The sequence below is a fragment of the Streptomyces sp. CBMA291 genome, from assembly GCF_014596525.1.
Lineage (GTDB): Bacteria > Actinomycetota > Actinomycetes > Streptomycetales > Streptomycetaceae > Streptomyces.
Window position 1 is genome coordinate 40,602 of record NZ_MSJP01000063.1, and the last position, 24,838, is coordinate 65,439.

Consider the following 24,838-nt stretch of genomic DNA (forward strand, 5'->3'; position numbering starts at 1 on the left):
CCCATGGATCTGGGACTGAAGGACCGTGTGTACGTGGTGACCGGGGCGACGCGAGGACTCGGGAGGGCCTCCGCGGAGGCGCTGCTCGCCGAGGGCGCCAAGGTGCTGATCACCGGGCGCGAGGAGACGGCCGTCGCCGACGCCGTCGCCGATCTGGGCCCCGGCGCGGCGGGCGTCGCCGCCGACAACGGCGACGCGGGGACCCCCGCCCGGCTGATCGCGGAGGCCCGCGCCCGGTTCGGCGGCTTCGACGGCATCCTGATCAGCGTCGGCGGCCCGGCCCCCGGCTTCGCCGCCGACAACACCGACGAGCAGTGGGCGGCCGCCTTCGACACCGTCTTCCTCGGGGCCGTACGGCTGGCCCGCGCCGCCGCCGAGGCCCTCGGCGAGGGCGGGGTGATCGGCTTCGTCCTCTCCGGCTCCGTCCACGAGCCGATCCCCGGCCTGACCATCTCCAACGGGCTCCGCCCGGGGCTCGCCGGCTTCGCGAAGTCCCTCGCCAACGATCTGGGCCCGCGCGGGGTGCGGGTCGTCGGACTGCTTCCGAGCCGCATCGACACCGACCGGGTGCGCTCCCTCGACGAGCTGTCCGGCGACGCCGAGGCGGCCCGCGCGGCCAACGAGGCCACGATCCCGCTGCGCCGCTACGGCACCCCCGAGGAGTTCGGCAGGACCGCCGCCTTCCTGCTCTCCCCCGCCGCCTCCTATCTGACGGGCCTGATGATCCCGGTGGACGGCGGGGCCCGCGGCGGCTTCTGAACCCTCAGGAGACCCGGCGGGCCCGGTGCTTCACGGCCCGCAGCCGCGCCTCGGTGGGCAGGGCGGACAGCCCCGCCGAGGTCCGGGCGTGCGCGAGCGCCTCGGAGCCCAGCGTCGTCAGGGCCTCGCCCGGGGAGGCGTACGGCTCCAGGAGCAGCGCGACCCGGGTGCGGGGGGCGGCCCGTCGGCCGGTCAGGGCGACCCTGGCCCGTGCCACCCCCTCCTGGGCGACGGCGTCGGCCTCCATGACCGCCTCCAGGGCCCGGCCGCGCAGCAGGGCCGCCTCGCCGTCGCCGCTGTCGACGAGGACCTCGGCGAGCCGGGCCCGCCGGAACTGGACGAGCAGCCACCACAGGGCGAGCAGGACGACAAGCCCGAGGACCGCGATCACCACCGGCCACCACCAGCCCTCGTCCCGCCACCGCTGCCGCCCGGCTCTGGTCAGAAGCACGTCGGACGGGCCCGACCAGGGCCACCAGGACGGCACCGGGAGATCGAGGGCGGCGGCGAGGACGGCCCCGCCGCCGATCAGGAGCAGCACTCCCGCGAGGCCGAGCAGGACGCGGTTGACGCGCCGCAGGACTTGCGTCACCTGGTCACCCCTTCCTGGGCGGCCTGGCCACCCGTACGGTCGGCGAGGGCGGGCGGGCCAGGCCCAGTTCCGCGATGCCGGTGGCGACGGCCCGCTCCACGTCGGCCTTGACCTCGTCCAGCGCCCGGAAGTGCGAGAGCGCCCGGACCTTGGCCCGGGAGCGGCCGACGCGGACCCGTACGGACTGCACCCCGGAGACCTCCATGGCCCGGTCCCGCAGGGCGAGCGCCGCCGCCTCCCGGTCGAGCCCGGCCCGTACGTCGGGATGCTCGCGCCGCATCGGCAGGACGGCCCGCAGCCCCGGGGTGAGGGCGAGGACCAGCAGCCAGAGGCCGAGAAGACAGGCGAGGACGGCCCCGAGGACGACCAGGACGTCGTCGAGCGGCCGAGTGGCGAGGCCCCGCGCCAGCTCCCGCCGCCAGGCCATGGCCCCCCGCCCGGACCGGACGGCGGCCACGTCGTACAGGAGCAGCCCCGCACCCCCGAGGACGACGGCGGCGACCAGAGCGGCCGGAACCCGCCGCACGGCCCAGAACCGCCGGACCCGGGTGAGGGGCTCTCCGGCGAGAACGGGGACGTCGGCACGGTCGGGACCGTCGGGGCGGTTGGGGATGCCGGGACGGTTGGGAATGTCGGGACGGTCGGGGACGTCGGGGACGTCGGGGCGGTCAGGGCGGTCGGGGACGTCGGGGCGATCGGGACCGCCCGCACCCGTCGGGGCTTGGGTCCGGGCTGGACCATCCGCGCCGACGGGGCCGGACGGGGCTGCGGTACGGCCGGGGCCTTCCGCGCCCGCCGGACCGCCGCTCGCGCCGACCGTGCCCGGTGGGCTTACGGGACCGACCAGGCCGTCCGTGCCGGCTCGGGGGGCCGAGGGGCGCCCGGATCCGGCCGCGCCCGCCGGACGGTCAGGGCGACCGGAGCCGCCCGTACCTGTCGGCGGCCCCGCGGGGCCGTCCGGGCGGCCCTTGCGCCCGTCGCGCCGGGGACGGCCGGGGCCGTCGGGGCCGGTGGGCCGTTCCGGGTCGGTCGTCATGAGACGCGGTCCCGTCCGGCGGACTGGCGGGTGAGGGCGGAGTGGAGCCGTTCCACCTGGACGGTGACCTCGTGGACCTCCAGACCCGCCAGTTCCTCCACCCGGGCACGGACCCGCCTTCGTACGGCCCCGCAGCGGCGCCCGACATCGGCGGGGTAGTCGAGGTCGAGCGTCACCGCGATCCGGGCGCTGTCCCGGTGGACGGCGACCGAGGCGTGCGGCTTCGAACCGCCTTCGGGGGCGGGCCCGGCGGCCTCCCGGGCCGCCTGTGCGGCGATCTTCGCGACGACCCGGTCGGCGATCGCGGTCGCCCCCCGGTCACGGGCCGGGCCGGGGGCGCGAGGCGGGCCGGGGGCTCGGTCGACGGCCACCCGGCGTCACCGCCGCCGTTCGCCGCGTTCGCGGCTCTGGAACAGATCGCCCGGTTCGAGATCGCCGTCGAGGAAGCGACCGGCCACGAAGCCGATCGCCCCCAAGGCCGCGACCAGCAAGAATGCCCCGAAGCCGCCGAAGTATCCGGCGAAACCGAGGGCCATGCCGGCCACCAGGCCGACCACCGCCATGCTCATTCCTGACCCCTTCCTGAGTCTTCCTGAGCCCCCCGTACGCGTCCGCCCGCCCCGCCGCTACTGAAGCCGCGGTTCCGGCTCGTCCTCCTCGTCGTCGGGCAGCTTCACGTCGCTGACCGCGATGTTGACCTCGACGACTTCGAGGCCGGTCATCCGCTCCACTGCGGCGATGACGTTCTCCCGGACGTCACCGGCGACCTCGGCGATGGAGACGCCGTAGTCGACGACGATCTCCAGGTCGAGCGCGGTCTGCACCTCGCCGACCTCGGCCTTCACCCCTCGGGTGACGCTCGCCTTGCCGCCGCCCCCGCCGGGTACCCGATCGCGTACGGCGCCGAAGGTGCGGGAGAGCCCGCTGCCCATGGCGTGCACGCCGACGACATCGCGGGCGGCGAGACCGGCGATCTTCTCGACGACGCCGTCGGCGATGGTCGTCCGGCCCCGGGTCGCGGCCGGGCCGCCACCCCGCTTGGTGACCGAGGTGCGGCGCGTGTCGTCGCCGCTGGAGTCATGGGACTGCGTGGTGTCCGTCATTGCGTTTCGCCCCTTCCGGGATATTTCGGGGTTCTTTGCCCACACTAAGGGCGCTTCCTCGGTCCCGCCCCGGGGATACGGCAGGCTGGGGCAATGACGACGGCTGAAGGTTGGACTGCGGCGGTCCGCGACCGCCTCGCCCCGGGCAGGCTGCTCCCGCTCGGCACGGCGGCGGACGGAGCCTGGATCACCGAACGGGCGGCACGCACGGTGCTCGACGACGCGGCAGCGGCCGTACGGGGTGTGGTGCCGGAAAAGCTGCGGATCGGCCCGGGACCGGAAGGGACGGCGGGGCGCCCATCGGACGGCTCGGGGCCGGAGGGGGCGGCGGAAGGGGCGGCGATCGACTCGGGGCCGGAAGGAGCCCGGGGCGGGCTGCGCATCGCGGTCTCGTTCGGCGTCTCGTTCGGCGCGGTGGCCGGTCGGCCGCTGCCCGCTCTCGCCGAGGAGCTGCGGGCGGCCCTGCTCACGGCCGCCGAGGACGGTCTGGGGCTGGTGGTGGCGGCGGTGGACCTGCGGGTGACGGAACTGTTCGACACCCCGCCTCCGGCGCCGGAGGCTGCCGCTCCCCCGCCGGGCCTGACGTCTCCGGCGACGGACGACCCGGTGGCGCTTCTGGCGCTCGGCGTGCCGGGGGTCGCCGGGATCACGGACGCGCTGGGCCCGCCGGTGCGGTGGGACGCGGCCGGGGTGCGGGTGGAGGTGGCCGTGACGACGGGCGCCCACCCGCTGGAGGTGGCCCGCGCCGTCCGCGCGACCGTGACCACCGGCACCCCGGAGGGCACCGGGGTCACGGTCGTGGTGTCGGAGTTCCGCTAGCCCCGCCTCGGGCCTCCACAGGACCCGACCTCGGGAGGTTCCGTCAGGCGCGGGCCCGGGGCCCCGCCGGACCCGCCCCCCGGAAGGCACACTGGACCGGGCCCCGGGACTACCGCCGGGCCCTGCCTCGGGACGCCTTCCGGGTCGGGCCCTGAGAGTCCGCCAGTCCGGGCCCTGAGGCCACTCGCCGGGCCGACCCCGCGCCACTCTCCCGGACCCGCCCCCGGAAGGCCCGCCAGGGCCGGACCCCCGGCCCCCGGCCCCGTGACCCGGTCCCGTCAGTCGCCGAGGCCCGCGAGGTCGCGCAGGCGGCGGGACTGGGCGGCACGCTCGGCGGCGCGCTGTTCGTCGTACGAGCGGTCTGCGGCGCCCCTGAGGAGGGCCTTGGTCTCGGTGACGGCGGCGCGCGGGGGTGCCAGCAGGGCGGCGGCGAGGTCGCGTACGGCCGCGTCCAGCTCCTCGGCGGGCACGGCGAGGTTGGCCAGGCCGATGCGCTCGGCCTCCTCCGCGTGCACGAAGCGGCCGGTGGCGCAGATCTCCAGCGCGCGGGCGTATCCGACAAGGGAGACGAGCGGGTGGGTGCCGGTCAGGTCCGGGACGAGGCCCAGGCTGGTCTCGCGCATGGCGAACCGCACGTCCTCGGCGACGACCCGCAGGTCGCAGGCGAGGGCGAGCTGGAAGCCCGCGCCGATGGCATGGCCCTGGACGGCCGCGATGGACACGAGGTCGCTGCGGCGCCACCAGGTGAACGCCTCCTGGTACTCGGCGATGAGCGCGTCGAGATCCTCGTCGGACCCGCGCGCCATGTCGAGGAAGGACGGCTCTCCGTCGAAGCCCTCGGGCGTGAACGCCTGCCGGTCGAGTCCGGCGGAGAAGGAGACTCCCTCGCCGCGCAGCACGACGACCCGCACGCTGCCGGGCAACGCCCGCCCGGCTTCGGCCAACGCCCGCCACAGAGCGGGAGACTGAGCGTTGCGCTTCGCCGGGTTGGTCAGGGTCACCGTGGCGACGGCGTCCTCGACGGTGAGCCGTACACCGTCCTTGTCGATGACGAGTTCAGAGTCGTCGAGCGTGGTCATGGGGCGCCTCCGGTTCCGGTGCAGCACTGCATCCGATGCTAAGTGACTGCACAGTAACCACCGGGCCGGCCCGAGGGACCGGCCGGGTGGCCACCGGGAGACCCGGTGGCCCGGTCGAGCCGCCCCGGCGTCAGGCCGAGGCCGCCTTCTTGCCCCGGGTCGCTCCGCCGCGTCCACGCAGCGTGACGCCGGACTCGCTGAGCATCCGGTGGACGAATCCATAGGAGCGGCCGGTTTCCTCGGCCAGCGCCCGGATGCTCGCACCGGAGTCGTACTTCTTCTTCAGGTCTGCCGCGAGCTTGTCGCGCGCGGCGCCGGTCACCCGGCTGCCCTTCTTCAGAGTCTCGGCCACCCGTGCCTCCTCATGGGAAGTGCGCTCTGGACTTCTCATGATCACCCCTCCCGTCCGTCCTGGCCACCCATTCGACGAGGTCCATGCCGCCGGGTTTGTGGACAAGCGCGGCGTCACCACGAACGGAATCACTTATTCCGGTGCGAAGAAATCCCGGCTCGGAGCCGCAGCGAATGAAAAGTGCCAGGTCAGCGCAGTGGGAAGGAAAAACGTCCGGCGCGGGCCTGCCGTAAGGATTCGGCAGAGCACCGCGCCGGGGGGTACGAGACACCCTCACTCAGATGAAGGATCACCCATGAGCCGAATGATTCAGCCGGTCATGATCACCACGCCCCGCCACACCCTGGTTCCGGGACGTGACGGGGCGCATGGGGGGGATGCCGAGGGATGCCGAGGAGTGCCGGCGGGCGTCGCCGGGTCAGGCGAGGGTCACGAGATCCGCGTAGTCCGGGCCCCACAGGTCCTCGACGCCGTCGGGCAGGAGGATGATCCGCTCCGGCTCCAGCGCGTCCACCGCGCCCTCGTCGTGGGTGACGAGGACGACGGCGCCCTTGTAGGTGCGCAGGGCCCCGAGGATCTCCTCGCGGCTGGCCGGGTCGAGGTTGTTGGTGGGCTCGTCGAGGAGGAGGACGTTGGCCGAGGAGACGACCAGGGTGGCGAGGGCGAGGCGGGTCTTCTCGCCGCCGGAGAGGACCCCGGCGGGCTTGTCGACGTCGTCGCCGGAGAAGAGGAAGGAGCCGAGCGTCTTGCGGACGTCGACCAGATCGAGATCCGGTGCGGCCGACCGCATGTTCTCCAGGACGCTGCGCTCGGGGTCGAGCGTCTCGTGCTCCTGGGCGTAGTAGCCGAGCTTGAGGCCGTGGCCGGGGGTCACCTCGCCGGTGTCGGGCGTCTCAGCCCCGGCGAGCAGCCGCAGCAGCGTGGTCTTGCCCGCGCCGTTGAGGCCGAGGATGACGACGCGGGAGCCCTTGTCGATGGCGAGGTCCACATCGGTGAAGATCTCAAGCGAGCCGTAGGACTTGGAGAGCCCCTCGGCCGTGAGCGGGGTCTTGCCGCAGGGAGCCGGCTCGGGGAAGCGGAGCTTGGCGACCTTGTCGGAGGCGCGGACCGCCTCAAGTCCGGAGAGCAGCCGCTCGGCGCGCTTGGCCATGTTCTGCGCGGCCACGGTCTTGGTGGCCTTGGCGCGCATCTTGTCGGCCTGCGAGTTGAGGGCCGCGGCCTTCTTCTCGGCGTTCTGGCGCTCGCGCTTGCGGCGCTTCTCGTCGGCCTCGCGCTGCTGCTGGTAGAGCTTCCAGCCCATGTTGTAGACGTCGATCGTGGAGCGGTTGGCGTCCAGGTAGAAGACCTTGTTGACGACGGTCTCGACGAGGTCGACGTCGTGGGAGATGACGATGAAGCCGCCGCGGTAGGTCTTCAGGTAGTCGCGCAGCCAGACGATGGAGTCGGCGTCGAGGTGGTTGGTGGGCTCGTCGAGCAGGAGCGTGTCCGCGTCCGAGAAGAGGATGCGGGCGAGTTCGACCCGGCGGCGCTGACCGCCGGAGAGGGTGTGCAGCGGCTGGCCCATGACCCGGTCGGGCAGGCCGAGGGCGGCGGCGATGGTGGAGGCCTCGGCCTCGGCCGCGTAGCCGCCCTTGGTGAGGAACTCGGTCTCCTGGCGCTCGTACTGCCGCATCGCCTTGTCGCGGGTGCCGCCGGTGCCGGTGGCGATGCGCTCCTCGTTCATCCGCATCTTCTTGATCAGGACGTCGAGGCCGCGGGCCGAGAGGATGCGGTCGCGGGCCAGGACGTCGAGGTCGCCGGTGCGCGGGTCCTGCGGGAGGTAGCCGACCTCGCCGGAGCGGGTGATGGTTCCGGCGGCGGGGATGCCCTCGCCCGCGAGGCACTTGGTGAGGGTGGTCTTGCCCGCTCCGTTGCGGCCGACGAGGCCGATGCGGTCACCCTTGGCGACGCGGAAGGAAGCGGATTCGATGAGGACACGGGCACCGGCGCGCAGCTCGATACCGGAAGCGGTGATCACGGACGGACTCCAGTGGGGGTGGGAAACGGCGGGAAGGACGGCTGATGGCAGGCTTCGGCGCCGCTAATGCACCCAGAGAAGAATGTCCATACGGCCAGTCTAACGGGCGCATGCAACTGGTTTTCGGCCATACGAAGGGCGTGATCGCGCCTGTCCGGGGAGTGGCGGGGAGTCCTCCGGGCCGTTCCCGCGGGGATTTCGACACCCGGCCGGGGGACGGCAAAACGGGCAGCCGTCACTTGATCATCGGATAATCTGCGCAGGACATGCGGCCTCTGCCGCGGCGACCACGCGGAGGAGATGGACCCGTGCAGTTCGACGACGACGCCGATCTGGACACCTCGGAGGTCAAGGACGTCCGGGGCAGCCGGGTCCCGGGCGGCCGGGCGACCATCGGCGGCGGCGCCATCGGGATCATCGCCCTGGTGCTCGGCCTGATCTTCGGAGTGGGGCCCGACCAGCTGGGGCTCACCTCCGGGGGCGACGAACCGACGACGGCCTCCTCCTCCGTCGCCCAGGTCGACCAGAGCTGCCGGAAGGGCTCCGACGCCAACACGCGCCAGGACTGCCGGATCGTCGCGGTCGTCAACAGCCTCCAGGACTTCTGGCGCGCCGAGTACGCGCGCAAGGGCATGACGTACACCCCGGCGAAGACCGTGCTGTTCAGCGGGCGGGTCAACACCGCGTGCGGCGCCGCCACCTCCGCCGTCGGCCCCTTCTACTGCCCCGCCGACCGGCAGGCCTATCTGGACCTGGGCTTCTTCGACGAGCTGCGCACCACCTTCGGCTCCAGCGGCGGCCCCTTCGCCCAGGCGTACGTGGTGGCGCACGAGTACGGACACCACATCCAGAACCTGATGGGGACGCTCGGCCGTGCCCAGGACGGGCGGACCGGCGCGAACTCCAACGCCGTGAAGGTCGAGCTCCAGGCCGACTGCTACGCCGGGGTCTGGGCCCGGCACGCGACCACCAGCCCCGACGAGCGGACCGGCAGGCCGCTGCTGACCCGGCTCACCGAGGCGGACATCCGTGACGGTCTGGACGCGGCGGCGGCCGTCGGCGACGACCGCATCCAGGAGAAGTTCCAGGGCCGGGTGACGCCGGAGAGCTGGACGCACGGCTCGGCGGCGCAGCGGCAGCAGTGGTTCCGCGAGGGGTACAGGACCGGCGACGTCACCCGCTGCGACACCTTCCGCCGCTGAGCGCTCGGACGCGTTGTCGGTGCCGCCTGCGACACTGAGATCCAGGTCACACCCAGGACCGGATCGAGAGGAAGTGAGCGGGATGACCGAGGCACCCCAGATCTGTCCGGCACTGCTGTACGCGGACGCGAAGGCGGCGATAACGCAGCTCACGGAGGGGTTCGGCTTCACCGCCGACGCGGTGTACGAGGGCGAGGACGGGCGGGTCGCGCATGCCGAGCTGTCGTACGGCACCGGACGGGTGATGCTGGGCAGCAAGGGCACCGGGAGCGAGTTCGACCGGCTGATGGCGGGCGCGGGCCCGGCCGGGATCTACGTACGGGTGACGGACGTCGACGAGCACCACGCCCGCGCGGTCGCCCACGGCGTCGAGATCGTGCTGCCGCCCCGGGACCAGGAGTACGGCTCGCGCGAGTACACCGCCCGGGACGCCGAGGGGAACGTCTGGAGCTTCGGGACGTACGCGCCCGGGTCGGCCGGGTAGCCGGGCGCCACCAGGGAGACCGGGGTGGTCGGGGAACCGGGCGCCGCCGGGGAGAGACCTGAGCGGTCGGGGAGCCGAGGAGCGGCCCGGCGCCCGGGTCGGCGGGCTGCCGGGCCGGGGGGCTTCCCCGTCACGCTCCCCCGGTGTGGACCTGGAAGGCCGCCCTGCGCACGGCCTTGGCGAGGGCCGGATCCGGGTGGGCGGCGGCCAGGGCGACCAGGACCTGGACGGTACGGGGGTGGCCGACGGCGCGGACCTCGTCGAGCAGCGCGGGGACGGTGCCCTGCACGGCCGAGTCCAGATGCCGCACGAGCAGTTCGCTCTCGCCGTGGTCGGCGACGGCGGCGGCCGTGTCCACCCAGAGCCAGGTCGCCTCCTCGCGGGTCAGCACCTCCTGGGCGTCGTCGGGGTCGGCGCCCTCGTACTCGGCGATCCAGAGCAGGGCGTACGGGCGCAGCGAGGGCTCGGCGACGGTGGCGCGCACCTCGGCCTCCGCGGGGGCTCCGACGACCCGGAGCGCCTCGAAGGCGAGCCCGCGCAGCAGGGCGTCCTCGCCCCGGGCGACGGCGAGAAGCTCGGTCACCGCGCTGGAGAGGGTGCGGGCGGCGAGCCAGGCGCGGTATTCGGCGCGGGCCGGTCCCGGGGTGAGCCGGGCGCAGCCCCTGAGCATGTCCTCGGCGGACTGCTCGATGTTGCCCGCGGGGCTCTGCGCGGCGACGCAGATCTGCTCCAGCTTGACCCAGACCGCCCAGTTGCCGAGCGGGGTGAGGGTGGCGTGCCGCTCCGGCGCGCCCGGGTCGAGGGTGAGCGCACCGACGGCCGCGAGGCCTTCGAGGGCCCAGTCGAGGAGGGCGGGCAGCCCGTCGACGCCGGGGGTGTCGGGGGTCTCGGGGGCGGGTCCCGAGGCCGGGACCTCGCAGCGCTCCTCGCGCAGTTCCTCGACGCGCTGGCCGAGCAGGTCGAGGAGGACGGGGACGTGGACCGGGCCCTGGGAGAGCTGGAGCAGCGAGAGGACCTGTGGGACGGCCTCGACGACCTCGGCGACGGCGCCGGGGGCGACGTCCTCGGGGGACGGGTGCACCAGCGACCAGGCGTCGAAGAGCGCGACCCAGCCGCGCAGGACGGCGGTGTCGTCGCGGTCCCAGGCGTGCAGGCGCCAGCCGGGGCGCGCGGTGCCGCCGTGGAGTTCGACGAGGCCGGCGAGGCGCGCGCGGTCCCACCCGGCCTGGATCTGGCCGGGTGTGAGAGCGAGTGCGGTGGCGGCCCGCTCCTGGGCGGGGCCGGTACGGGGGGCCGTGTCGGTCCCGCGCGCGGCGGCGGCCCAGCGGGCGATCCGCACGGCGTCGGCGAGGACGTGCCGGGCCTGGCGGGCGAGTTCCGCGCGGGGCGGAGTGCCCTCGGGCGGCCGCGGCGCCGGCCGGGTGCGCCGGGTCGTCACGGCCCGTCGGGCAGTGACCAGCGCCCGCGGGCGGACGAGTCGGAGTCTGGAGTTGCGCGCCAATGGTTCATCGGGCTTTCGAGACGTCACGGGGGGCAGTCTTCCCGCTGACGGCCCGAAAACCCAATCGGAATCGGCCACCCCGTCAGAACGGGTGGGACGGAGGGCGTCCGGGGGCCCTTACGGGTGGGTCCGGCAGGTCCGGATAGGGGGTTTCGACCGGCGTCCGGCCGGGTCCGAGCGGCCCTGGCCGGGGCCTGGCGGACCGCTGGGCCGCCAGGCCATTGGACCGCCGGGCCGCTGGGCCCGGCCGCCGTCCGGCCCGGCTCCCGTCCGGCCGGGCTCCTCGTCCGGAGACTCGGGGACCTCAAGGCTTTGGCGATCTCGGGGGCCTCGGGGCGCAGAGCCCTCAGGGCCGTGCGAACGCCGGACCGCAGGGCCCCGGACCGCAGGGACCTGCGGCTTCAGGTGTCGGGCCGCTAGAGGAGAGGGGTGAGGAAGCGGCGGAGCCCCTCCTCGTAGCGGGTGGGGTCGGCGTTCCAGAGGGAGGCGTGCGGGGCGTCGCGGACGGTCTGGAGGGTGACGAGTCCGGGGTGGCGGGCGGCCAGCTCGACGGAGGGTTCCCAGGGGGCGAGCGTGTCCTCGGGACCGTGCAGGAGGAGCACCGGGACGTCCAGGGCGCCCGGCGCGGAGGCGGCGGCGAGGAGGTCGTCGTGGACGCCGGTCCTGCCCTGGGCGGCACGGACGGCGAGCGGGAGCAGGGGCCCCGGGACGTGCCGGGCGGCGGCGAGGTTGTGGAAGGCGACCTCCCAGTCGAGGACCGGGGAGTCGAGGACGATGCCGGAGATCCGGTCGCGGACCCCGGAGGCGAGGGCGGCGCGCAGGGCCATCGAGGCGCCGGTTCCCCAGCCGTGCAGGACGACCTTGGCGGCGCCCCGGCGGACGGCGTAGCGGATGGCGGCGTCGACGTCGCGCCACTCGGAGTCGCCGAGGTGGCTGAGGCCGTCGGGGGCGGGCGGCGCGCCCTCGTCGCCCCGGTAGGCCGGGATGAGGACGGGGACTTTGCGCCGGTGGTAGAAGGGGACGACGTTCAGCGGGTGCTCGCGGGTGGTGCCCAGGCCGTGCAGGGCGATCACCCAGGTGGCACGGGGGGCGTGGACAAGCCAGGCGGGCAGGGGGCCGAGTTCGCCGGGGATCTCGGTGTCCTCGTGGGCGAGTCCGAGGGCGCCGGTGGGGGTGCCCCGGTGCAGCTGGGGGGTGAGGCGGACGCGGGCGCCGGGGGCGAGGACGCCGAGTTCGACCCGTTCCAGGCGTCGGACGACGGTGTCGGCGGTGTGCGGGGCCCGGTCGAGGACGGGGCCGACGACGGCGTGCAGCCCTCGGCCCTCGATGCCGTAGGTGCCGGGGCGCAGCGAGGCGAGGTCGCGGGTGAGGGTGACCCGGTCGGGACCGGTGGCGTGCACGGTCAGCCGGGGGTCTCCGGGCAGGGGCTGGGCGGACGGCACCTTGAGGGCGACGTCGCTCGCGTACCGGCCGGCCGCGACCGAGGCCGCGCCGAGGCCGAGCAGGGTGGTGACGGCCACTGCCGTCGCTTGAGCCGTGCGCACGGTCCCAGTTTCCGCAGGGTGAGGGCGTGCTGCCACCCGAAGGGCCCGGTCGGCGTGTCGTTCGACCGCCGCCGACGTGCCGGGCGCCGGAGGGACGGCCTGTTCGACGTGCCCGTCGCCGAGGGGGACGGCCTGTTCGACGCACCGGGGCAAGACGTACGGCCGGTCATCACGCCGGGGCCAAAAGGACGGCCGGTCAACGCGCCGGGGCCGGAGGCACAGCCGGTTCGACGTCCTGGGGCGGCCGGAGGCGCGGCCTCCTCGACGCTCCGGGCCGGAGGCACAGCCGGGGCGCCGGGAGCCGGAGGCGCGGTTCCGCTTCCCGGCCACGCCGTCGGCCAGAAGAGCCGGGGAGTGGCCGGGGAGCAGGCCGGGGAGCGGGCCGAGGAGCAGGCCGGGGAGGCCGTCGGATCACTCGTGGGGGTGACAAGGGTCTCCTCAATGAGGTCACTCGTCCGGGTGATCTATCCCAGAGGGCCGAAAGGGATGATCACCAAGGAATCGGGAGGGATCACCCACACCCCCTCCCACCCGGCATTACCCAGGGTCGCGGGGGTCGCGGCGGCAGGGCCGCGAGAGGTCGCCGGAGCCGTAAACGGAATGTCCTGAACCCGATTGAGGACACCATGGTGCCCGCCTCAGTTCATCTTCCGTTCATCCAGGTTGCCTACGTTCGGCTGGCCACTGACGCCAAACGATTGCCTGGGTAAATGGAACACATCACGCTGCTGCTCGCCATTGTGGTCGTGACAGCTCTCGTGTTCGATTTCACGAACGGTTTCCACGACACCGCGAACGCGATGGCGACGACCATCTCGACCGGTGCGCTCAAACCCAAGACGGCGGTGGCCATGTCCGCCGTACTCAATCTCGTCGGCGCGTTCCTGTCCGTGGAGGTCGCCAAGACGATCTCCGGCGGGATCGTCAACGAAGCAGGCATCAGAACCGAGGTGATCTTCGCCGCGCTGGTCGGCGCGATCCTGTGGAACCTGCTGACCTGGCTCCTGGGCCTGCCGTCCAGCTCCTCCCACGCCCTCTTCGGCGGCCTCATCGGCGCCGCGGTCATGTCGGCCGGCTGGTCGGCCGTGAACGGCTCCACCATCGTCACCAAGGTCCTCATCCCGGCCGTCGCCGCGCCGATCGTCGCCGGTGTCGCCGCGATGCTGGCCACCCGGCTGACGTACAAGCTCGGCGCGAAGACCGACGAGAAGCACACCGCCAAGGGCTACCGGGCCGGTCAGATCGCCTCCGCCGGTCTCGTCTCCCTCGCCCACGGCACCAACGACGCCCAGAAGACGATGGGCATCATCACCCTCGCCCTGGTCACCGGCGGCGTCCTCGCCCCCGGCTCCAACCCCCCGATGTGGGTCATCGTCTCCGCGGGTATCGCGATCGCCCTCGGCACCTACCTCGGCGGCTGGCGCATCATCCGCACCATGGGCAAGGGCCTCACCGACCTCCGGCCGCAGCAGGGCTTCGCCGCCCAGACCAGCGCCGCCACGGTCATCCTGGCCTCCTCGCACCTCGGTTTCTCCCTCTCCACCACCCAGTCCTGCTCGGGTGCCGTGATGGGCGCCGGTCTCGGCCGCAAGGGCGGTGTCGTCCGCTGGTCGACCGCGACCCGGATGTTCGTCGCCTGGGGTCTGACCCTGCCCGCCGCGGGTCTGGTCGGCGCCGGTGCCGAGTTCCTCACCAAGCAGGGCACCTGGGGCATCGCCGCCGTCGCGGTCCTCCTCGTCGCCGGTTCGGGCGTCATCTGGTCGCTCTCCCGCCGCAAGCCGGTCGACCAGCACAACGTCACCGACGACCTGGACGCCCCGGCCGAGCCCGCCGGTGTGGTGACCACCGCCATGGCCGCCGTCACCCCGCCGCCGCCGGCCGGTACCGCCGCCACCGTCACGGACCTCAAGGCCACCATCCCCGCCCCGGTCCCCACCGACCCGTCCGCTCCTTCGGCTCCCGCCGCAGCGGTGTAAGGAACCAACGACATGAAGATCGACTGGGCGGCCCTCGGCTCCGTCTTCGGAGTCAGCCTCGTGACCACCGTCGCGCTGGTGGGCCTCTTCACCCTCGGTGTCCTCGGCCTCTCCAAGCAGGAGCAGGCCGCCACGCGGGGCGGCTCCGCCGCTCTCGCCCGCACCGGCGCCTACGCCTGCTTCGCCCTGTGCCTGGCGGCCGTCGCGTACGGCATCTACCTGATCGTCGCCTGACGGGCGCCCCGCGCCCGACGGCCGGGCGGTCCGTACCCCTGGGGTGCGGACCGCCCGGCCGTCGTCTTTGTGGCGCTTCGCACAGTGCCCCGCCGCAGGTCAACGGCGAGTTGACGGCTGTTCTCGGAGCGTGGTGGACTGCCGGGGCCAATACGGCGGCAGAAGAGGAAGTCCGGTGCGATTCCGGCGCGGTCCCGCCACTGTGACCGGACCCCAGGGTCCGGGAGTCAGGAACTCTCGCCGCCCGTGACGTCGATCCAGGGCGCGGACCCTGAGTGAGGACACAGCGCCATGCCCGGCCGCTTGAGTACCACCGGTGTGTTCGCCTGCGGCGCCGCCGCCGGTCTCGCCGTCGACCTGCTGGTCGGCGACCCCCGCCGCGGACACCCCGTCGCCGCCTTCGGCCGGACCGCCGCCGCCGTCGAGACCCGCCTCCACCACGACCACCGGGGCTGGGGCGCCCTGCACACCGCCGTCTGCGCCGGATCCGCCGCCGCACTCGGCGCCCTCGCCACCCGGACCGTACGCAACCGGCCCGCCGCCGCCGTCGCCCTCACCGCCGCCGCCGTCTGGGCCGTCGTCGGCGGGACGACCCTGGGCCGCGAGGCCCGCGCGATCGGCGGGGCGCTCGCCGCCGGGGACCTGGACGTGGCCCGGGAACGGCTGCCGCATCTGTGCGGCCGCGACCCGCACTCCCTCGACGGGCCCGCGATGGCCCGCGCGGTGGTCGAGTCGGTCGCGGAGAACACCTCCGACGCCGTCGTCGGCGCCCTGTTCTGGGGCGCGGTCGCGGGCGTGCCCGGACTCCTCGGCTTCCGGGCGGTCAACACCCTGGACGCGATGGTCGGCCACAAGTCGCCGCGCCACCGGCGCTTCGGCTGGGCCTCGGCCCGGCTCGACGACCTCGCGGGCTGGCCAGGCGCCCGGCTCACGGCCGCCCTCGCCACCGTCGCGGGCGGGAATCCGCGCGGGGCCGCACGAGCCTGGCGGGCGGACGCCTCGCAGCACCCCAGCCCCAACGCGGGCCCCGTCGAGGCCTCCTTCGCGGGCGCCCTCGGCGTACGGCTCGGCGGCACCCTCTCGTACGGCGGCCGGGTCGAGCACCGGCCGGTCCTGAACGGGGCCGGGCGGGCCGTGGAGGTCGCCGACATCGACCGGGCCGTCCGGCTCTCCCGCCGGGTGACCTGGCTGACCCTGGCCGTCTGCGTGGGCGGCCGGATCCTGACCGACAGCGTGAAGCGGAGGACGAAGTGAGAGGTGGGGGGCTGCTCGTCGCCGGGACGACCTCCGACGCGGGCAAGAGCGTCGTCACGGCGGGCATCTGCCGCTGGCTGGTCCGGCAGGGCGTCAAGGTCGCGCCGTTCAAGGGGCAGAACATGTCCCTCAACTCCTTCGTGACCCGCGAGGGCGCCGAGATCGGCCGGGCCCAGGCCATGCAGGCGCGGGCCGCCCGGGTGGAGCCGACCGCGCTGATGAACCCGGTGCTGCTCAAGCCCGGCAGCGACCGGTCGAGCCAGGTCGTCCTGATGGGCAAGCCGGTCGGCGAGCTGAGCGCCCGGGGCTACCACGGCGGGCGCCAGCGGCAGCTGCTCGAACCGGTCCTCGGCTGCCTCGAAGAGCTGCGGAGCACCTACGACGCGGTGATCTGCGAGGGCGCGGGCAGCCCCGCAGAGATCAATCTGCGCCGCACCGACATCGTGAACATGGGCATCGCGCGGGCCGCCCGGCTGCCCGTCGTGGTCGTCGGCGACATCGACCGGGGCGGGGTCTTCGCCCAGTTCTTCGGGACGACGGCGCTGCTGTCCCCGGAGGACCAGGGGCTGATCGCCGGATACCTGGTCAACAAGTTCCGGGGCGACGTCACCCTCCTCGAACCGGGGCTCGACATGCTGTACGGGCTGACCGGCCGCCCCACCTTCGGCGTCCTGCCGTACGCCCACGGGCTCGGCATCGACGAGGAGGACGGGCTGCGCGTGTCGCTGCGGGGCACCGTCCGCGAGTCGGTCGTGGCGCCGCCGGTCGGCGCGGACGTGCTGCGGGTCGCCGTCTGCGCCGTACCCCTCATGTCGAACTTCACCGACGTCGACGCGCTGGCGGCCGAACCCGGGGTCGTCGTGCGGTTCGTCGACCGGCCCGAGGAACTCGTCGACGCGGACCTCGTCGTCGTCCCCGGCACCCGGGGCACGGTCCGGGCGCTCGCCTGGCTCCGTGAACGGGGGCTCGCCGACGCCCTCCTGCGGCGGGCGGCCGAGGGCCGTCCGGTGCTCGGCGTCTGCGGTGGCTTCCAGGTCCTCGGCGAGCGCATCGAGGACGAGGTCGAGTCGGGTGCGGGCACCGTCGACGGGCTCGGGCTGCTGCCCGTACGCGTCGTGTTCGCCCGGGAGAAGACCCTCGCCCGGCCGGTCGGCGAAGCCCTCGGGGAGCGGGTCGAGGGGTACGAGATCCACCACGGCGTCGCCGAGGTCCTGGGCGGGGAGCCGTTCCTCGACGGGTGCCGGGCGGGGTCCGTGTGGGGCACCCACTGGCACGGCTCGCTGGAGAGCGACGGATTCCGGCGCGCGTTCCTTCGGGAGGTCGCGGCGGCGGCCGGACGCCGGTTCGTCCCCGCGCCCGACACCTCGTTCGATGCGCTACGGGAAGAGCAGCTGGACCGGCTCGGCGATCTGATCGAGGAGCACGCGGACACCGACGCGCTGCTGCGGCTGATCGAGCGGGGCGCCCCCGAGGGGCTGCCGTTCGTACCGCCGGGTGCGCCGTGAGCGCGGGCGGACACGCCGTGCGCGCGCGGGGGTGCGCCGTGCGCGTGGACCGGTCCCTTCGCGGGGCCGTCGGACAGGCCCGGGGGCGGTTCACGGCCTTCGGAAGCGCGGGGTCCCGGACGGGGCGCCCGTGGAGTGGACTCGACGAGAGGACCGGCCGATGAGCACCCGGTATCCGTTCACCGCCGTCGTCGGCATGGACGATCTGCGGCTCGCGCTGCTGCTGAACGCGGTCAGCCCCGCGGTGGGAGGTGTGCTGGTCCGGGGCGAGAAGGGCACCGCCAAGTCCACCGCCGTACGGGCGCTCGCCGAGCTGCTGCCGCCGGTGCCGGTCGTCGCGGGCTGCCGCTTCAGCTGCGACCCCGAGACGCCCGACCCCGGCTGCCCCGACGGGCCGCACGGCACCACCCCGGCCACCGAGCGGCCCGCGCGGATGGTCGAACTGCCCGTCGGCGCCTCCGAGGACCGGCTCGTCGGCGCGCTCGACATCGAGAAGGCGCTGGCCGAGGGTGTGAAGGCGTTCGAGCCCGGACTGCTCGCCGCCGCCCACCGGGGCATCCTCTACGTCGACGAGGTCAATCTGCTGAGCGACCACCTCATCGACCACCTGCTCGACGCCGCCGCCATGGGCGCCTCCCATGTGGAGCGCGAGGGCGTCTCCGTACGCCACGCGGCCCGGTTCCTCCTGGTGGGGACCATGAACCCGGAGGAGGGCGAGCTGCGCCCTCAGCTGCTCGACCGGTTCGGTCTCACCGTGGAGGTCGCCGCCTCCCGCGAGCCCGAGCAGCGGGTGGAGGTGGTCCGGCGGCGGCTCGCGTTCGAGGACGACCCGGAGGCCTTCGCCGCCCGCTGGGCCGGTGAGGAGACGGCGCTGCGCGCGCGGATCGTCGCCGCCCGGGAGGCCCTGCCCCGGGTGGTCCTCGGGGACGCGGCGCTCCTCCAGATCGCCGCCACCTGCGCCGCCTTCGAGGTCGACGGGATGCGCGCCGACATCGTCATGGCCCGGACCGCGACCGCGCTCGCCGCGTGGGCGGGCCGGACCGAGGTGGGCTCCGATGACGTACGGCGGGCCGCGCTCCTCGCGCTCCCCCACCGGCGCCGCCGCAACCCCTTCGACGCGCCCGGACTCGACGAGGAGAAGCTCGACGAGACCCTTGAGCGCTTCGCGGGCGAGGAGCCCCCCGGCGCCCCGGACGAGGACCCCGAGCCGGACGGCCCCGGCGACGGCGGAGACGGCCCGGACGGGGGCGGCGGGCCCGGCGGAGGCGTACCCCCGCAGGGCGAGGGGCCCGACGCGGTCCCGGAGAGCCCGACGGCGGAGCCCTCCGCCGAGCCGGAGCCCGCCCCGGAGCAGGCGCCCGAGGCGCCCTCGCCCGCCCCCCAGGACGCGAAGTCCGGCCCCGGCGCGGGCGAGCGGCCCGCCGTTGCGGCCACCGAGCCCTTCCGTACGCGAATGCTGAGCGTGCCCGGGGTCGGCGAGGGGGCGGCGGGGCGCAGGTCCCGGGCGCGTACCGAGCACGGCAGGACCACCGGATCCACCCCGCCCCGGGGACCGCTGACCAAGCTGCACCTGGCCGCCACCGTCCGGGCCGCCGCCCCGCACCAGCGGGCGCGCGGGCGGTCGGGTCCCGGGCTCGTGGTGCGCCGGGACGATCTGCGGCAGGCGGTACGGGAGGGGCGCGAGGGCAATCTCGTGCTGTTCGTCGTGGACGCCTCGGGGTCGATGGCGGCCCGCACCCGCATGGGTGCGGTGAAGGGCGCCGTCCTCTCCCTGCTGCTCGACGCCTACCAGCGGCGCGACAAGGTCGGTCTGGTCACCTTCCGGGGCCGGGACGCCGATCTCGCGCTGCCTCCGACCTCGTCGGTGGACGCCGCCGCCGCCCGGCTCGGACAGCTCCCGACCGGGGGCAGGACGCCGCTGGCCGCCGGGCTGCTCAAGGCCCGTGAGGTGCTGCGGGTCGAGCGGCTGCGGGACCCCTCGCGGCGGCCGCTGCTCGTCGTGGTGACCGACGGGCGGGCGACCGGCGGCGGCCCCGATCCGGTGGGGCTCGCGGCCCGCGCGGCCCGGCTGCACGCCGCCGAGGGGGTCGCCTCGGTCGTCGTGGACTGCGAGACCGGGCCGGTGCGGCTGGGGCTCGCCCGGGACCTCGCCCGGGACCTCGACGGCGTCGCCGTCACCCTGGACGAGCTGCGCGCCGACTCGATCGCCGGGCTCGTCAGGAACGTCCAGGGCCGTCCCGCGTCCGCGGGACCGGCCGTACACGCGAGCAGGAAGGCCGCTTGATGCCACAGGGACAGCCGACCGTCGTACCCGACGACGGTCTCACCACCCGTCAGCGCCGCAACCGTGCCCTGGTGATGGTGCACACCGGCGTCGGCAAGGGGAAGTCGACCGCCGCCTTCGGCATGGCGCTGCGCGCCTGGAACCAGGGCTGGCCGGTCGGGGTGTTCCAGTTCGTGAAGTCCGCCAAGTGGCGGGTCGGCGAGGAGAACGCCCTCAAGGCACTGGGCGAGACCGGCAAGGGCGGCACCGTCGCCTGGAACAAGATGGGCGAGGGCTGGTCCTGGATCCAGCGCGAGGTCGCCGAGGGCGAGCAGTCGCACGAGGAGAAGGCCCGCGAGGGCTGGGAGCAGGTCAAGCGGGACCTCGCCGCGGAGACGTACAAGTTCTACGTCCTCGACGAGTTCGCCTATCTGCTGCACTGGGGCTGGATCGACGTCGAGGAGGTCGTCGAGGTCCTGCGGAACCGGCCCGGACAGCAGCATGTCGTCATCACCGGCCGCAACGCCCCGCAGGCGCTGGTGGACTTCGCGGACCTCGTCACCGACATGTCCAAGGTCAAGCACCCGATGGACGCCGGTCAGAAGGGCCAGCGGGGCATCGAGTGGTAGCACGTCTCGTCATCGCCGCGCCCTCCTCGGGCGCGGGCAAGACCACGGTCGCGACCGGTCTGATGGCCGCGTTCGCCGGCCGCGGCCTGGCCGTCTCCCCGCACAAGGTCGGCCCCGACTACATCGACCCCGGCTACCACGCCCTCGCGACCGGCCGCCCGGGGCGCAACCTCGACGCCTACATGTGCGGTACGGGCCTGGTCGCGCCGCTCTTCGCACACGGGTCGCGCGGCTGCGACCTGGCCGTGGTCGAAGGGGTGATGGGCCTCTACGACGGCGCCGCCGACCAGGGCGAACTGGCCTCCACCGCGCAGGTGTCGAAGCTCCTCAAGGCCCCCGTGGTCCTCGTCGTCGACGCCTCCTCGCAGTCGCGGTCGGTGGCGGCGCTCGTGCACGGCTTCGCGTCCTGGGACCCGGAGGTGCGGATCGGCGGGGTGATCCTCAACAAGGTCGCCACCGACCGGCACGAGCATCTGCTGCGGGAGGCGCTCGGGGAGTCGGGCGTGCCGGTCCTCGGCGTGCTGCGCCGGGCGCCCGCCGTGGCCACGCCCTCCCGCCATCTGGGGCTCGTGCCGGTGGCCGAGCGCCAGGCGGCGGCCGTGGCGGCGGTGGCCGCGCAGGCGGAGCAGGTCCGGGTGGGCTGCGATCTGGAAGCCCTGCTCGCCCTCGCCCGCAGCGCGCCCGAGCTGCCGGTGGAGCCCTGGTCGGCATCGGGCGCGGCCGACGCGTCGGCGTCCGGCGCGGCCGGGGGAACCCCCGGTCCCGGTCGGCGCGGGCCCGTCGTCGCCGTCGCCGGCGGGGCCGCCTTCACCTTCTCGTACGCCGAGCACACCGAGCTGCTCACCGCCGCCGGGGCGGAGGTCGTGACCTTCGACCCGCTGCGCGACGAGCGCCTGCCCGAGGGGACCTCGGGGCTCGTCATAGGCGGTGGCTTCCCCGAGGTGTACGGGGCCGAGCTGTCCGCCAACGAGCCGCTGCGCCGGGAGGTGGCCGCGCTCGCCGCGTCCGGGGCGCCGGTCGCCGCCGAGTGCGCCGGGCTGCTCTATCTGGCGCGGTCGCTCGACGGCCGTCCCATGTGCGGGGTGCTCGACGCGGAGGCGCGGATGTCGGAGCGGCTCACGCTCGGCTACCGGGACGCCGTCGCCGTGAGCGACAGTGTGCTCGCGCCCGCCGGGGCGCGGATGCGGGGCCACGAGTTCCACCGGACCGTGATCGAGCCGGGCGCGGGCGAGCTGCCCGCCTGGGGTCTGCGGCAGCCCGAGCGGCGGGTCGAGGGCTTCGTCCGGGCGGGGGTGCACGCCAGTTACGTGCACACCCACTGGGCGGGTGCGCCCGGGGTGGCCGCGCGGTTCGTGGGCCGGTGCGCGGACGGTCCGGCCGCGTGAGGTCCGGTCGTACGGGGGCAGGCCGTACGGGGTCAGGCCGTACGGGGTCAGCCGCCGGAGACGCCCACCACCAGCCAGATGAATCCCACGCCCGTCACCGTGCACAGCAGGGTGGAGTGGGCGGGGTGGTCGTGGTGGGCCTCCGGCAGGATCTCGGCGGCGGCCAGATAGAGCAGGACGCCGCCGAAGAAGCCGAGATAGGCACCGAGCAGTTCCTCCGGAAGGGTGAACAGCAGGGTGGAGCCCGCTCCGACCAGGGGTGCCAGGGCGTCGACGAGGAGCATGCCGAGGGCCTTGCGGCGGTCGTTCCCGTAGAGGCTCGTGAGCGTGTACGTGTTGAAGCCGTCGGCGAAGTCGTGGGTGACGACGGCGAGCGCGACGGTGGCGCCCATGCCGCCGCCGACCTGGAAGGCGGCGCCGAGGGCGATGCCGTCCATGAGGCTGTGGCCGACCATCGCGGCGGCGGCGGTGAGCCCGACCTGCGGGGCCCGCTCGCTCTTTCCGCGCGTGCCGCCGTGCTCCGTGCCCCAGTCGGCGCCGTGCGAGGCCCGGCGGACGGCGAGGAGGCGCTCCACGCCGTGGGCGAGCAGGAAGCCGCCGACGAAGAGCAGCAGGGCCTCGGGGACGCCGAAGACCTCGCTGCCCGCCGCGCCGAGCGCCTCGGGCAGCAGGTCGAGTCCGACGACGCCGAGCATGAGCCCGCCGGCCAGACCGAGGACGAGATGGCGCCGGTCGGTGACGCGCTGCGCGACCCAGCCGCCGAAGAGCGTCATGAGGAACGCGCCGAGCGCGACGACTACAGCCATGGGACTTTGGTAGCGGATGGGACGCCGTGCGCGCACCTCGGTGTGGGGGCGCGGCCCGGGGTCCCGGCCGACGAGATTCTGGCCCTGGTCGGGGCGGTGCTGCGGGAGGCGGGGCTGAGGCGTACGGACGTGGCGTCGCTGGCCACGCTCGCCGCGCGGGCGGCCGAGCCCGGGATCACGGAGGCGGCACGGACGCTGGGCGTCCCGGTGCGGGGGTACACGGCCGGGGAGCTGGCGGCGGTACGGGTCCCGCACCCCTCGGCGCTGCCGCTGGCCGCGACGGGCACGGCGTCGGTGGCGGAGGCGGCGGCGCTGCTGGCGGCGGGGCGGTCGGGCCGGACGGGGCGGTCGGGCCGGGCGGGGCGGTCGGAGCGGGCGGGCCGGGCGGGGCTCCGTCCGGACACCGCGCCCGCTCCGGAGACCCCGCCTCGTCCGGACACCATGATCCGGCCAGGGGCCACAACCGGAACGCGGGTGGCGGCTGGGGCGGATGGTTCGGCCGGTTCGGGCGGGGTGGAAGTGGGCTCCGGGACGGATGCGGATGCCGGGGCTGATGTGCAGGTCGGGGCGGGCATGGCGGCCGGGACGGTCGGCGTGGCCGGGGCCGTGGGGTCCGGTGGGGGTCCGGCGGGGGGCCGGTTGCTCGTGCCGAAGCGGAAGTCGCGGCGCGTAACGTGCGCTCTCGCCGCATTCATGCCGTTTCGTCCGAACGAAGATGCCCCAGGCGCACGGTTGTTGCCCCTGGCGCACGGGTACATCGCTGGCGAGCCTGGCTCACCCCCCTCCTTCCCCACCCCCCACGCGACGGCGGACATGGACCTGCACACGCACACCGACGCCCACGACCTGCGCCACCACGGTGACGCCGAGGTCCGGGACGAGAAGCTCATCGATCTGGCGGTCAACGTCCGGACGAACACCCCGCCCGCCTGGCTGCGCGAGCGCATCGCCGCCTCCCTCACCTCGCTCGCCGCCTACCCCGACGGGCGTGCCGCGCGGGCGGCCGTCGCCGAGCGGCACGATCTGCCCCCGAACCGGGTGCTGCTGACGGCGGGCGCGGCGGAGGCCTTCGTCCTGCTCGCGCGGGCGCTTCCGGCGCGTCGGCCCGTGGTGGTGCACCCGCAGTTCACCGAGCCCGAGGCGGCGCTGCGGGACGCGGGGCACGAGGTGGGCCGGGTGGTGCTGCGCTCGGAGGACGGTTTCCGGCTCGACCCTTCGGCGGTGCCTGAGGACGCGGACCTGGTGGTGATCGGGAATCCCACGAACCCGACCTCGGTCCTGCACCCGGCCGCCTCGCTCGTCGCGCTGGCCCGTCCCGGGCGGACCCTGGTGGTCGACGAGGCCTTCATCGACGCGGTGCCGGGCGAGCGCGAGTCGCTGGCCGGGCGGACCGACGTGCCGGGGCTCGTGGTGCTGCGCAGCCTCACCAAGACCTGGGGGCTCGCGGGGCTGCGGATCGGCTACCTGCTGGCCGCGCCGGAGACGATCGCGCTGCTCGAACGGGCGCAGCCGCTGTGGCCGGTGTCGACTCCGGCGCTCGTGGCGGCGGAGTCCTGCATGTCGCGCGGGGCGCTCGCGGAGGCGGAGCACGCGGCGCACCGGATCGGGGTGGAGCGGGCCCATCTGCTCGCGGGCCTCGCGGAGTTCGACGAGGTGGCGACGGTGCCGGAGGCGGCGGGCCCCTTCGTGCTGCTCCGGATCGAGGGGGCGGACACGGTACGGGAGCGGCTGCGGGCCCTGGGCTTCGCGGCCCGCCGGGGCGACACGTTCCCGGGGCTCGACCGGAACTGGCTGCGGCTCGCGGTCCGGGACCGGGTGACGACGAACCGCTTCCTCCAGGCACTGGACCAGGCCTTGCTGATGGGCGGCTGAGCGGACCGGGCCTTGCTTGATGGGCGCTTGAGAGCGGGCCGGGGCTCACGGAGGGGCGGCTGAGCGGGCGCACGGGCCGGGAGCGGTCGCCGGGCGTACGGCCGGGCGCGGGCGTACGGACCGGAAGCGGTCGGCAGGCGTACGGCCGGGGCCAGAAGCGGTCGGCGCGGGCGTACGGCCGGGGCCGGGGAGGGCGGTGTCGTCACCGCCGCCCTCCCCGGCCCCTGTCACCCCCGGCACCCCCCCCCCCCCCCCCCCCCCCCCCCCCCCCCCCCCCACCCCCCCCCCACCGCCCCGGCGGCGGCGGTACGCGCGCGCGTGGGCGCCCTGCGGTCCACCGGGCGCCATCCGGAGCCCTCGGGACAGTGGCCGTCGATCCCCTGGCCACCGGTCTGAGCCGACCGACGATTTCCGGCCAAACAGCCG

Annotated in this window: 23 protein-coding genes, 2 pseudogenes and 1 riboswitch; of the genes and pseudogenes, 14 read left to right on the forward strand and 11 right to left on the reverse strand. The window is 74.8% G+C overall.

Features of this window, described 5'->3' with window-relative positions; all coding sequences use genetic code 11:
• The first annotated feature begins 3 nt into the window (after positions 1 to 3).
• Positions 4 to 759, forward strand: coding sequence for an SDR family oxidoreductase (locus tag BU197_RS16440; RefSeq protein ID WP_188269050.1), 756 nt, complete (start codon positions 4 to 6; stop codon positions 757 to 759).
• Between the two features lie 4 nt (positions 760 to 763).
• On the opposite strand, the gene amaP is transcribed toward BU197_RS16440, so the two are convergent.
• The 5 genes from amaP to BU197_RS16465 form a co-directional block, all read right to left on the reverse strand.
• Complete coding sequence (amaP, locus tag BU197_RS16445; RefSeq protein WP_188269051.1) at positions 764 to 1,351, reverse strand: alkaline shock response membrane anchor protein AmaP; 588 nt, start codon at positions 1,349 to 1,351, stop codon at positions 764 to 766.
• A 4-nt stretch (positions 1,352 to 1,355) separates the two neighbouring features.
• A complete protein-coding gene (locus BU197_RS16450; RefSeq protein WP_188269072.1) occupies positions 1,356 to 1,964 on the reverse strand; it encodes a DUF6286 domain-containing protein in 609 nt (202 codons plus the stop codon).
• A gap of 419 nt (positions 1,965 to 2,383) precedes the next feature.
• Positions 2,384 to 2,758: an Asp23/Gls24 family envelope stress response protein gene (locus BU197_RS16455; RefSeq protein WP_188269052.1), complete on the reverse strand. Its 375-nt coding sequence runs from the start codon at positions 2,756 to 2,758 to the stop codon at positions 2,384 to 2,386.
• 6 nt (positions 2,759 to 2,764) lie between these two features.
• Positions 2,765 to 2,956: a hypothetical protein gene (locus BU197_RS16460; protein ID WP_188269053.1), complete on the reverse strand. Its 192-nt coding sequence runs from the start codon at positions 2,954 to 2,956 to the stop codon at positions 2,765 to 2,767.
• A 57-nt stretch (positions 2,957 to 3,013) separates the two neighbouring features.
• Positions 3,014 to 3,490, reverse strand: coding sequence for an Asp23/Gls24 family envelope stress response protein (locus BU197_RS16465; RefSeq protein WP_188269054.1), 477 nt, complete (start codon positions 3,488 to 3,490; stop codon positions 3,014 to 3,016).
• A gap of 93 nt (positions 3,491 to 3,583) precedes the next feature.
• Here BU197_RS16465 and BU197_RS31015 point away from each other — a divergent pair, with 93 nt between their 5' ends.
• Positions 3,584 to 4,309: a hypothetical protein gene (locus tag BU197_RS31015; RefSeq protein WP_188269055.1), complete on the forward strand. Its 726-nt coding sequence runs from the start codon at positions 3,584 to 3,586 to the stop codon at positions 4,307 to 4,309.
• A 278-nt stretch (positions 4,310 to 4,587) separates the two neighbouring features.
• On the opposite strand, the gene BU197_RS16475 is transcribed toward BU197_RS31015, so the two are convergent.
• The 3 genes from BU197_RS16475 to BU197_RS16485 form a co-directional block, all read right to left on the reverse strand.
• A complete protein-coding gene (locus tag BU197_RS16475; protein ID WP_188269056.1) occupies positions 4,588 to 5,388 on the reverse strand; it encodes an enoyl-CoA hydratase/isomerase family protein in 801 nt (266 codons plus the stop codon).
• 130 nt (positions 5,389 to 5,518) lie between these two features.
• Positions 5,519 to 5,740 carry a helix-turn-helix domain-containing protein gene (locus tag BU197_RS16480; RefSeq protein WP_006123601.1) on the reverse strand — a complete coding sequence of 74 codons (222 nt, stop codon included), beginning with the start codon at positions 5,738 to 5,740 and terminating at the stop codon, positions 5,519 to 5,521.
• 418 nt (positions 5,741 to 6,158) lie between these two features.
• The gene (locus BU197_RS16485) at positions 6,159 to 7,757 is read right to left on the reverse strand and encodes an ABC-F family ATP-binding cassette domain-containing protein (protein WP_188269057.1); all 1,599 of its coding nucleotides are present in this window, start codon (positions 7,755 to 7,757) and stop codon (positions 6,159 to 6,161) included.
• Positions 7,758 to 8,065: 308 nt separating this feature from the next.
• Here BU197_RS16485 and BU197_RS16490 point away from each other — a divergent pair, with 308 nt between their 5' ends.
• Positions 8,066 to 8,959 carry a neutral zinc metallopeptidase gene (locus BU197_RS16490; protein ID WP_188269058.1) on the forward strand — a complete coding sequence of 298 codons (894 nt, stop codon included), beginning with the start codon at positions 8,066 to 8,068 and terminating at the stop codon, positions 8,957 to 8,959.
• 82 nt (positions 8,960 to 9,041) lie between these two features.
• A complete protein-coding gene (locus BU197_RS16495; RefSeq protein WP_188269059.1) occupies positions 9,042 to 9,443 on the forward strand; it encodes a VOC family protein in 402 nt (133 codons plus the stop codon).
• A gap of 130 nt (positions 9,444 to 9,573) precedes the next feature.
• Here the strand turns inward: BU197_RS16495 and BU197_RS16500 are convergent, their stop codons facing one another.
• Both BU197_RS16500 and BU197_RS16505 read right to left on the reverse strand, forming a co-directional pair.
• The gene (locus tag BU197_RS16500) at positions 9,574 to 10,971 is read right to left on the reverse strand and encodes a hypothetical protein (protein WP_411158494.1); all 1,398 of its coding nucleotides are present in this window, start codon (positions 10,969 to 10,971) and stop codon (positions 9,574 to 9,576) included.
• Between the two features lie 389 nt (positions 10,972 to 11,360).
• Complete coding sequence (locus BU197_RS16505) at positions 11,361 to 12,488, reverse strand: alpha/beta hydrolase (RefSeq protein WP_188269060.1); 1,128 nt, start codon at positions 12,486 to 12,488, stop codon at positions 11,361 to 11,363.
• A 710-nt stretch (positions 12,489 to 13,198) separates the two neighbouring features.
• Here BU197_RS16505 and BU197_RS16510 point away from each other — a divergent pair.
• The 7 genes from BU197_RS16510 (at position 13,199) to BU197_RS16540 (ending at position 21,734) form a co-directional block, all read left to right on the forward strand.
• Positions 13,199 to 14,464: an inorganic phosphate transporter gene (locus BU197_RS16510; RefSeq protein WP_188269061.1), complete on the forward strand. Its 1,266-nt coding sequence runs from the start codon at positions 13,199 to 13,201 to the stop codon at positions 14,462 to 14,464.
• A gap of 12 nt (positions 14,465 to 14,476) precedes the next feature.
• Complete coding sequence (locus BU197_RS16515; protein WP_188269062.1) at positions 14,477 to 14,698, forward strand: hypothetical protein; 222 nt, start codon at positions 14,477 to 14,479, stop codon at positions 14,696 to 14,698.
• A gap of 125 nt (positions 14,699 to 14,823) precedes the next feature.
• A riboswitch (cobalamin riboswitch) is annotated at positions 14,824 to 14,955 on the forward strand.
• Between the two features lie 34 nt (positions 14,956 to 14,989).
• Complete coding sequence (locus BU197_RS16520; RefSeq protein WP_188269063.1) at positions 14,990 to 15,952, forward strand: cobalamin biosynthesis protein; 963 nt, start codon at positions 14,990 to 14,992, stop codon at positions 15,950 to 15,952.
• Positions 15,949 to 17,457, forward strand: coding sequence for a cobyric acid synthase (locus BU197_RS16525; protein WP_188269064.1), 1,509 nt, complete (start codon positions 15,949 to 15,951; stop codon positions 17,455 to 17,457). The genes BU197_RS16520 and BU197_RS16525 overlap by 4 nt, the downstream gene beginning before the upstream one ends.
• Before the next feature lie 160 nt (positions 17,458 to 17,617).
• Positions 17,618 to 19,741 carry a putative cobaltochelatase gene (locus tag BU197_RS16530; RefSeq protein ID WP_188269065.1) on the forward strand — a complete coding sequence of 708 codons (2,124 nt, stop codon included), beginning with the start codon at positions 17,618 to 17,620 and terminating at the stop codon, positions 19,739 to 19,741.
• Positions 19,741 to 20,349 (forward strand): cob(I)yrinic acid a,c-diamide adenosyltransferase, encoded by a 609-nt coding sequence (gene cobO, locus BU197_RS16535; protein ID WP_188269066.1) that lies wholly within the window; start codon positions 19,741 to 19,743, stop codon positions 20,347 to 20,349. The genes BU197_RS16530 and cobO overlap by 1 nt, the downstream gene beginning before the upstream one ends.
• Positions 20,343 to 21,734, forward strand: a complete 1,392-nt coding sequence (locus BU197_RS16540; protein ID WP_188269067.1) for a cobyrinate a,c-diamide synthase — start codon at positions 20,343 to 20,345, stop codon at positions 21,732 to 21,734. The genes cobO and BU197_RS16540 overlap by 7 nt, the downstream gene beginning before the upstream one ends.
• Before the next feature lie 47 nt (positions 21,735 to 21,781).
• Here the strand turns inward: BU197_RS16540 and BU197_RS16545 are convergent, their stop codons facing one another.
• Complete coding sequence (locus tag BU197_RS16545) at positions 21,782 to 22,540, reverse strand: ZIP family metal transporter (RefSeq protein ID WP_188269068.1); 759 nt, start codon at positions 22,538 to 22,540, stop codon at positions 21,782 to 21,784.
• Between BU197_RS16545 and BU197_RS31495 the strand changes: the two are divergent.
• The 3 genes and pseudogenes from BU197_RS31495 to BU197_RS30505 form a co-directional block, all read left to right on the forward strand.
• Positions 22,457 to 22,852 (forward strand): annotated as a pseudogene (locus tag BU197_RS31495) (cobalamin biosynthesis protein); the annotation flags it as partial. The gene BU197_RS16545 and the pseudogene BU197_RS31495 sit on opposite strands and share 84 nt — an antisense overlap.
• A 501-nt stretch (positions 22,853 to 23,353) precedes the next feature.
• Entirely contained in the window at positions 23,354 to 24,412 is a 1,059-nt protein-coding gene (gene cobC / locus BU197_RS31500; protein ID WP_411158495.1) for an Rv2231c family pyridoxal phosphate-dependent protein CobC, read from the forward strand.
• 291 nt (positions 24,413 to 24,703) lie between these two features.
• Positions 24,704 to 24,808, forward strand: a pseudogene (locus BU197_RS30505) (phosphatidylinositol kinase); the annotation flags it as partial.
• Positions 24,809 to 24,838: the final 30 nt, after the last annotated feature.

Excerpts from the sequence above, each read along its gene's own strand:
- BU197_RS16495 (WP_188269059.1), top strand. The coding sequence starts at position 9,042 with ATGACCGAGGCACCCCAGATCTGTCCGGCACTGCTGTACGCGGACGCG.
- BU197_RS16460 (WP_188269053.1), bottom strand. The coding sequence starts at position 2,956 with ATGAGCATGGCGGTGGTCGGCCTGGTGGCCGGCATGGCCCTCGGTTTC.
- BU197_RS16440 (WP_188269050.1), top strand. The coding sequence starts at position 4 with ATGGATCTGGGACTGAAGGACCGTGTGTACGTGGTGACCGGGGCGACG.
- BU197_RS31015 (WP_188269055.1), top strand. The coding sequence starts at position 3,584 with ATGACGACGGCTGAAGGTTGGACTGCGGCGGTCCGCGACCGCCTCGCC.
- BU197_RS16465 (WP_188269054.1), bottom strand. The coding sequence starts at position 3,490 with ATGACGGACACCACGCAGTCCCATGACTCCAGCGGCGACGACACGCGC.
- BU197_RS16530 (WP_188269065.1), top strand. The coding sequence starts at position 17,618 with ATGAGCACCCGGTATCCGTTCACCGCCGTCGTCGGCATGGACGATCTG.
- cobC (WP_411158495.1), top strand. The coding sequence starts at position 23,354 with ATGGACCTGCACACGCACACCGACGCCCACGACCTGCGCCACCACGGT.
- BU197_RS16545 (WP_188269068.1), bottom strand. The coding sequence starts at position 22,540 with ATGGCTGTAGTCGTCGCGCTCGGCGCGTTCCTCATGACGCTCTTCGGC.
- BU197_RS16520 (WP_188269063.1), top strand. The coding sequence starts at position 14,990 with ATGCCCGGCCGCTTGAGTACCACCGGTGTGTTCGCCTGCGGCGCCGCC.
- BU197_RS16475 (WP_188269056.1), bottom strand. The coding sequence starts at position 5,388 with ATGACCACGCTCGACGACTCTGAACTCGTCATCGACAAGGACGGTGTA.
- BU197_RS16515 (WP_188269062.1), top strand. The coding sequence starts at position 14,477 with ATGAAGATCGACTGGGCGGCCCTCGGCTCCGTCTTCGGAGTCAGCCTC.
- BU197_RS16510 (WP_188269061.1), top strand. The coding sequence starts at position 13,199 with ATGGAACACATCACGCTGCTGCTCGCCATTGTGGTCGTGACAGCTCTC.
- cobO (WP_188269066.1), top strand. The coding sequence starts at position 19,741 with ATGCCACAGGGACAGCCGACCGTCGTACCCGACGACGGTCTCACCACC.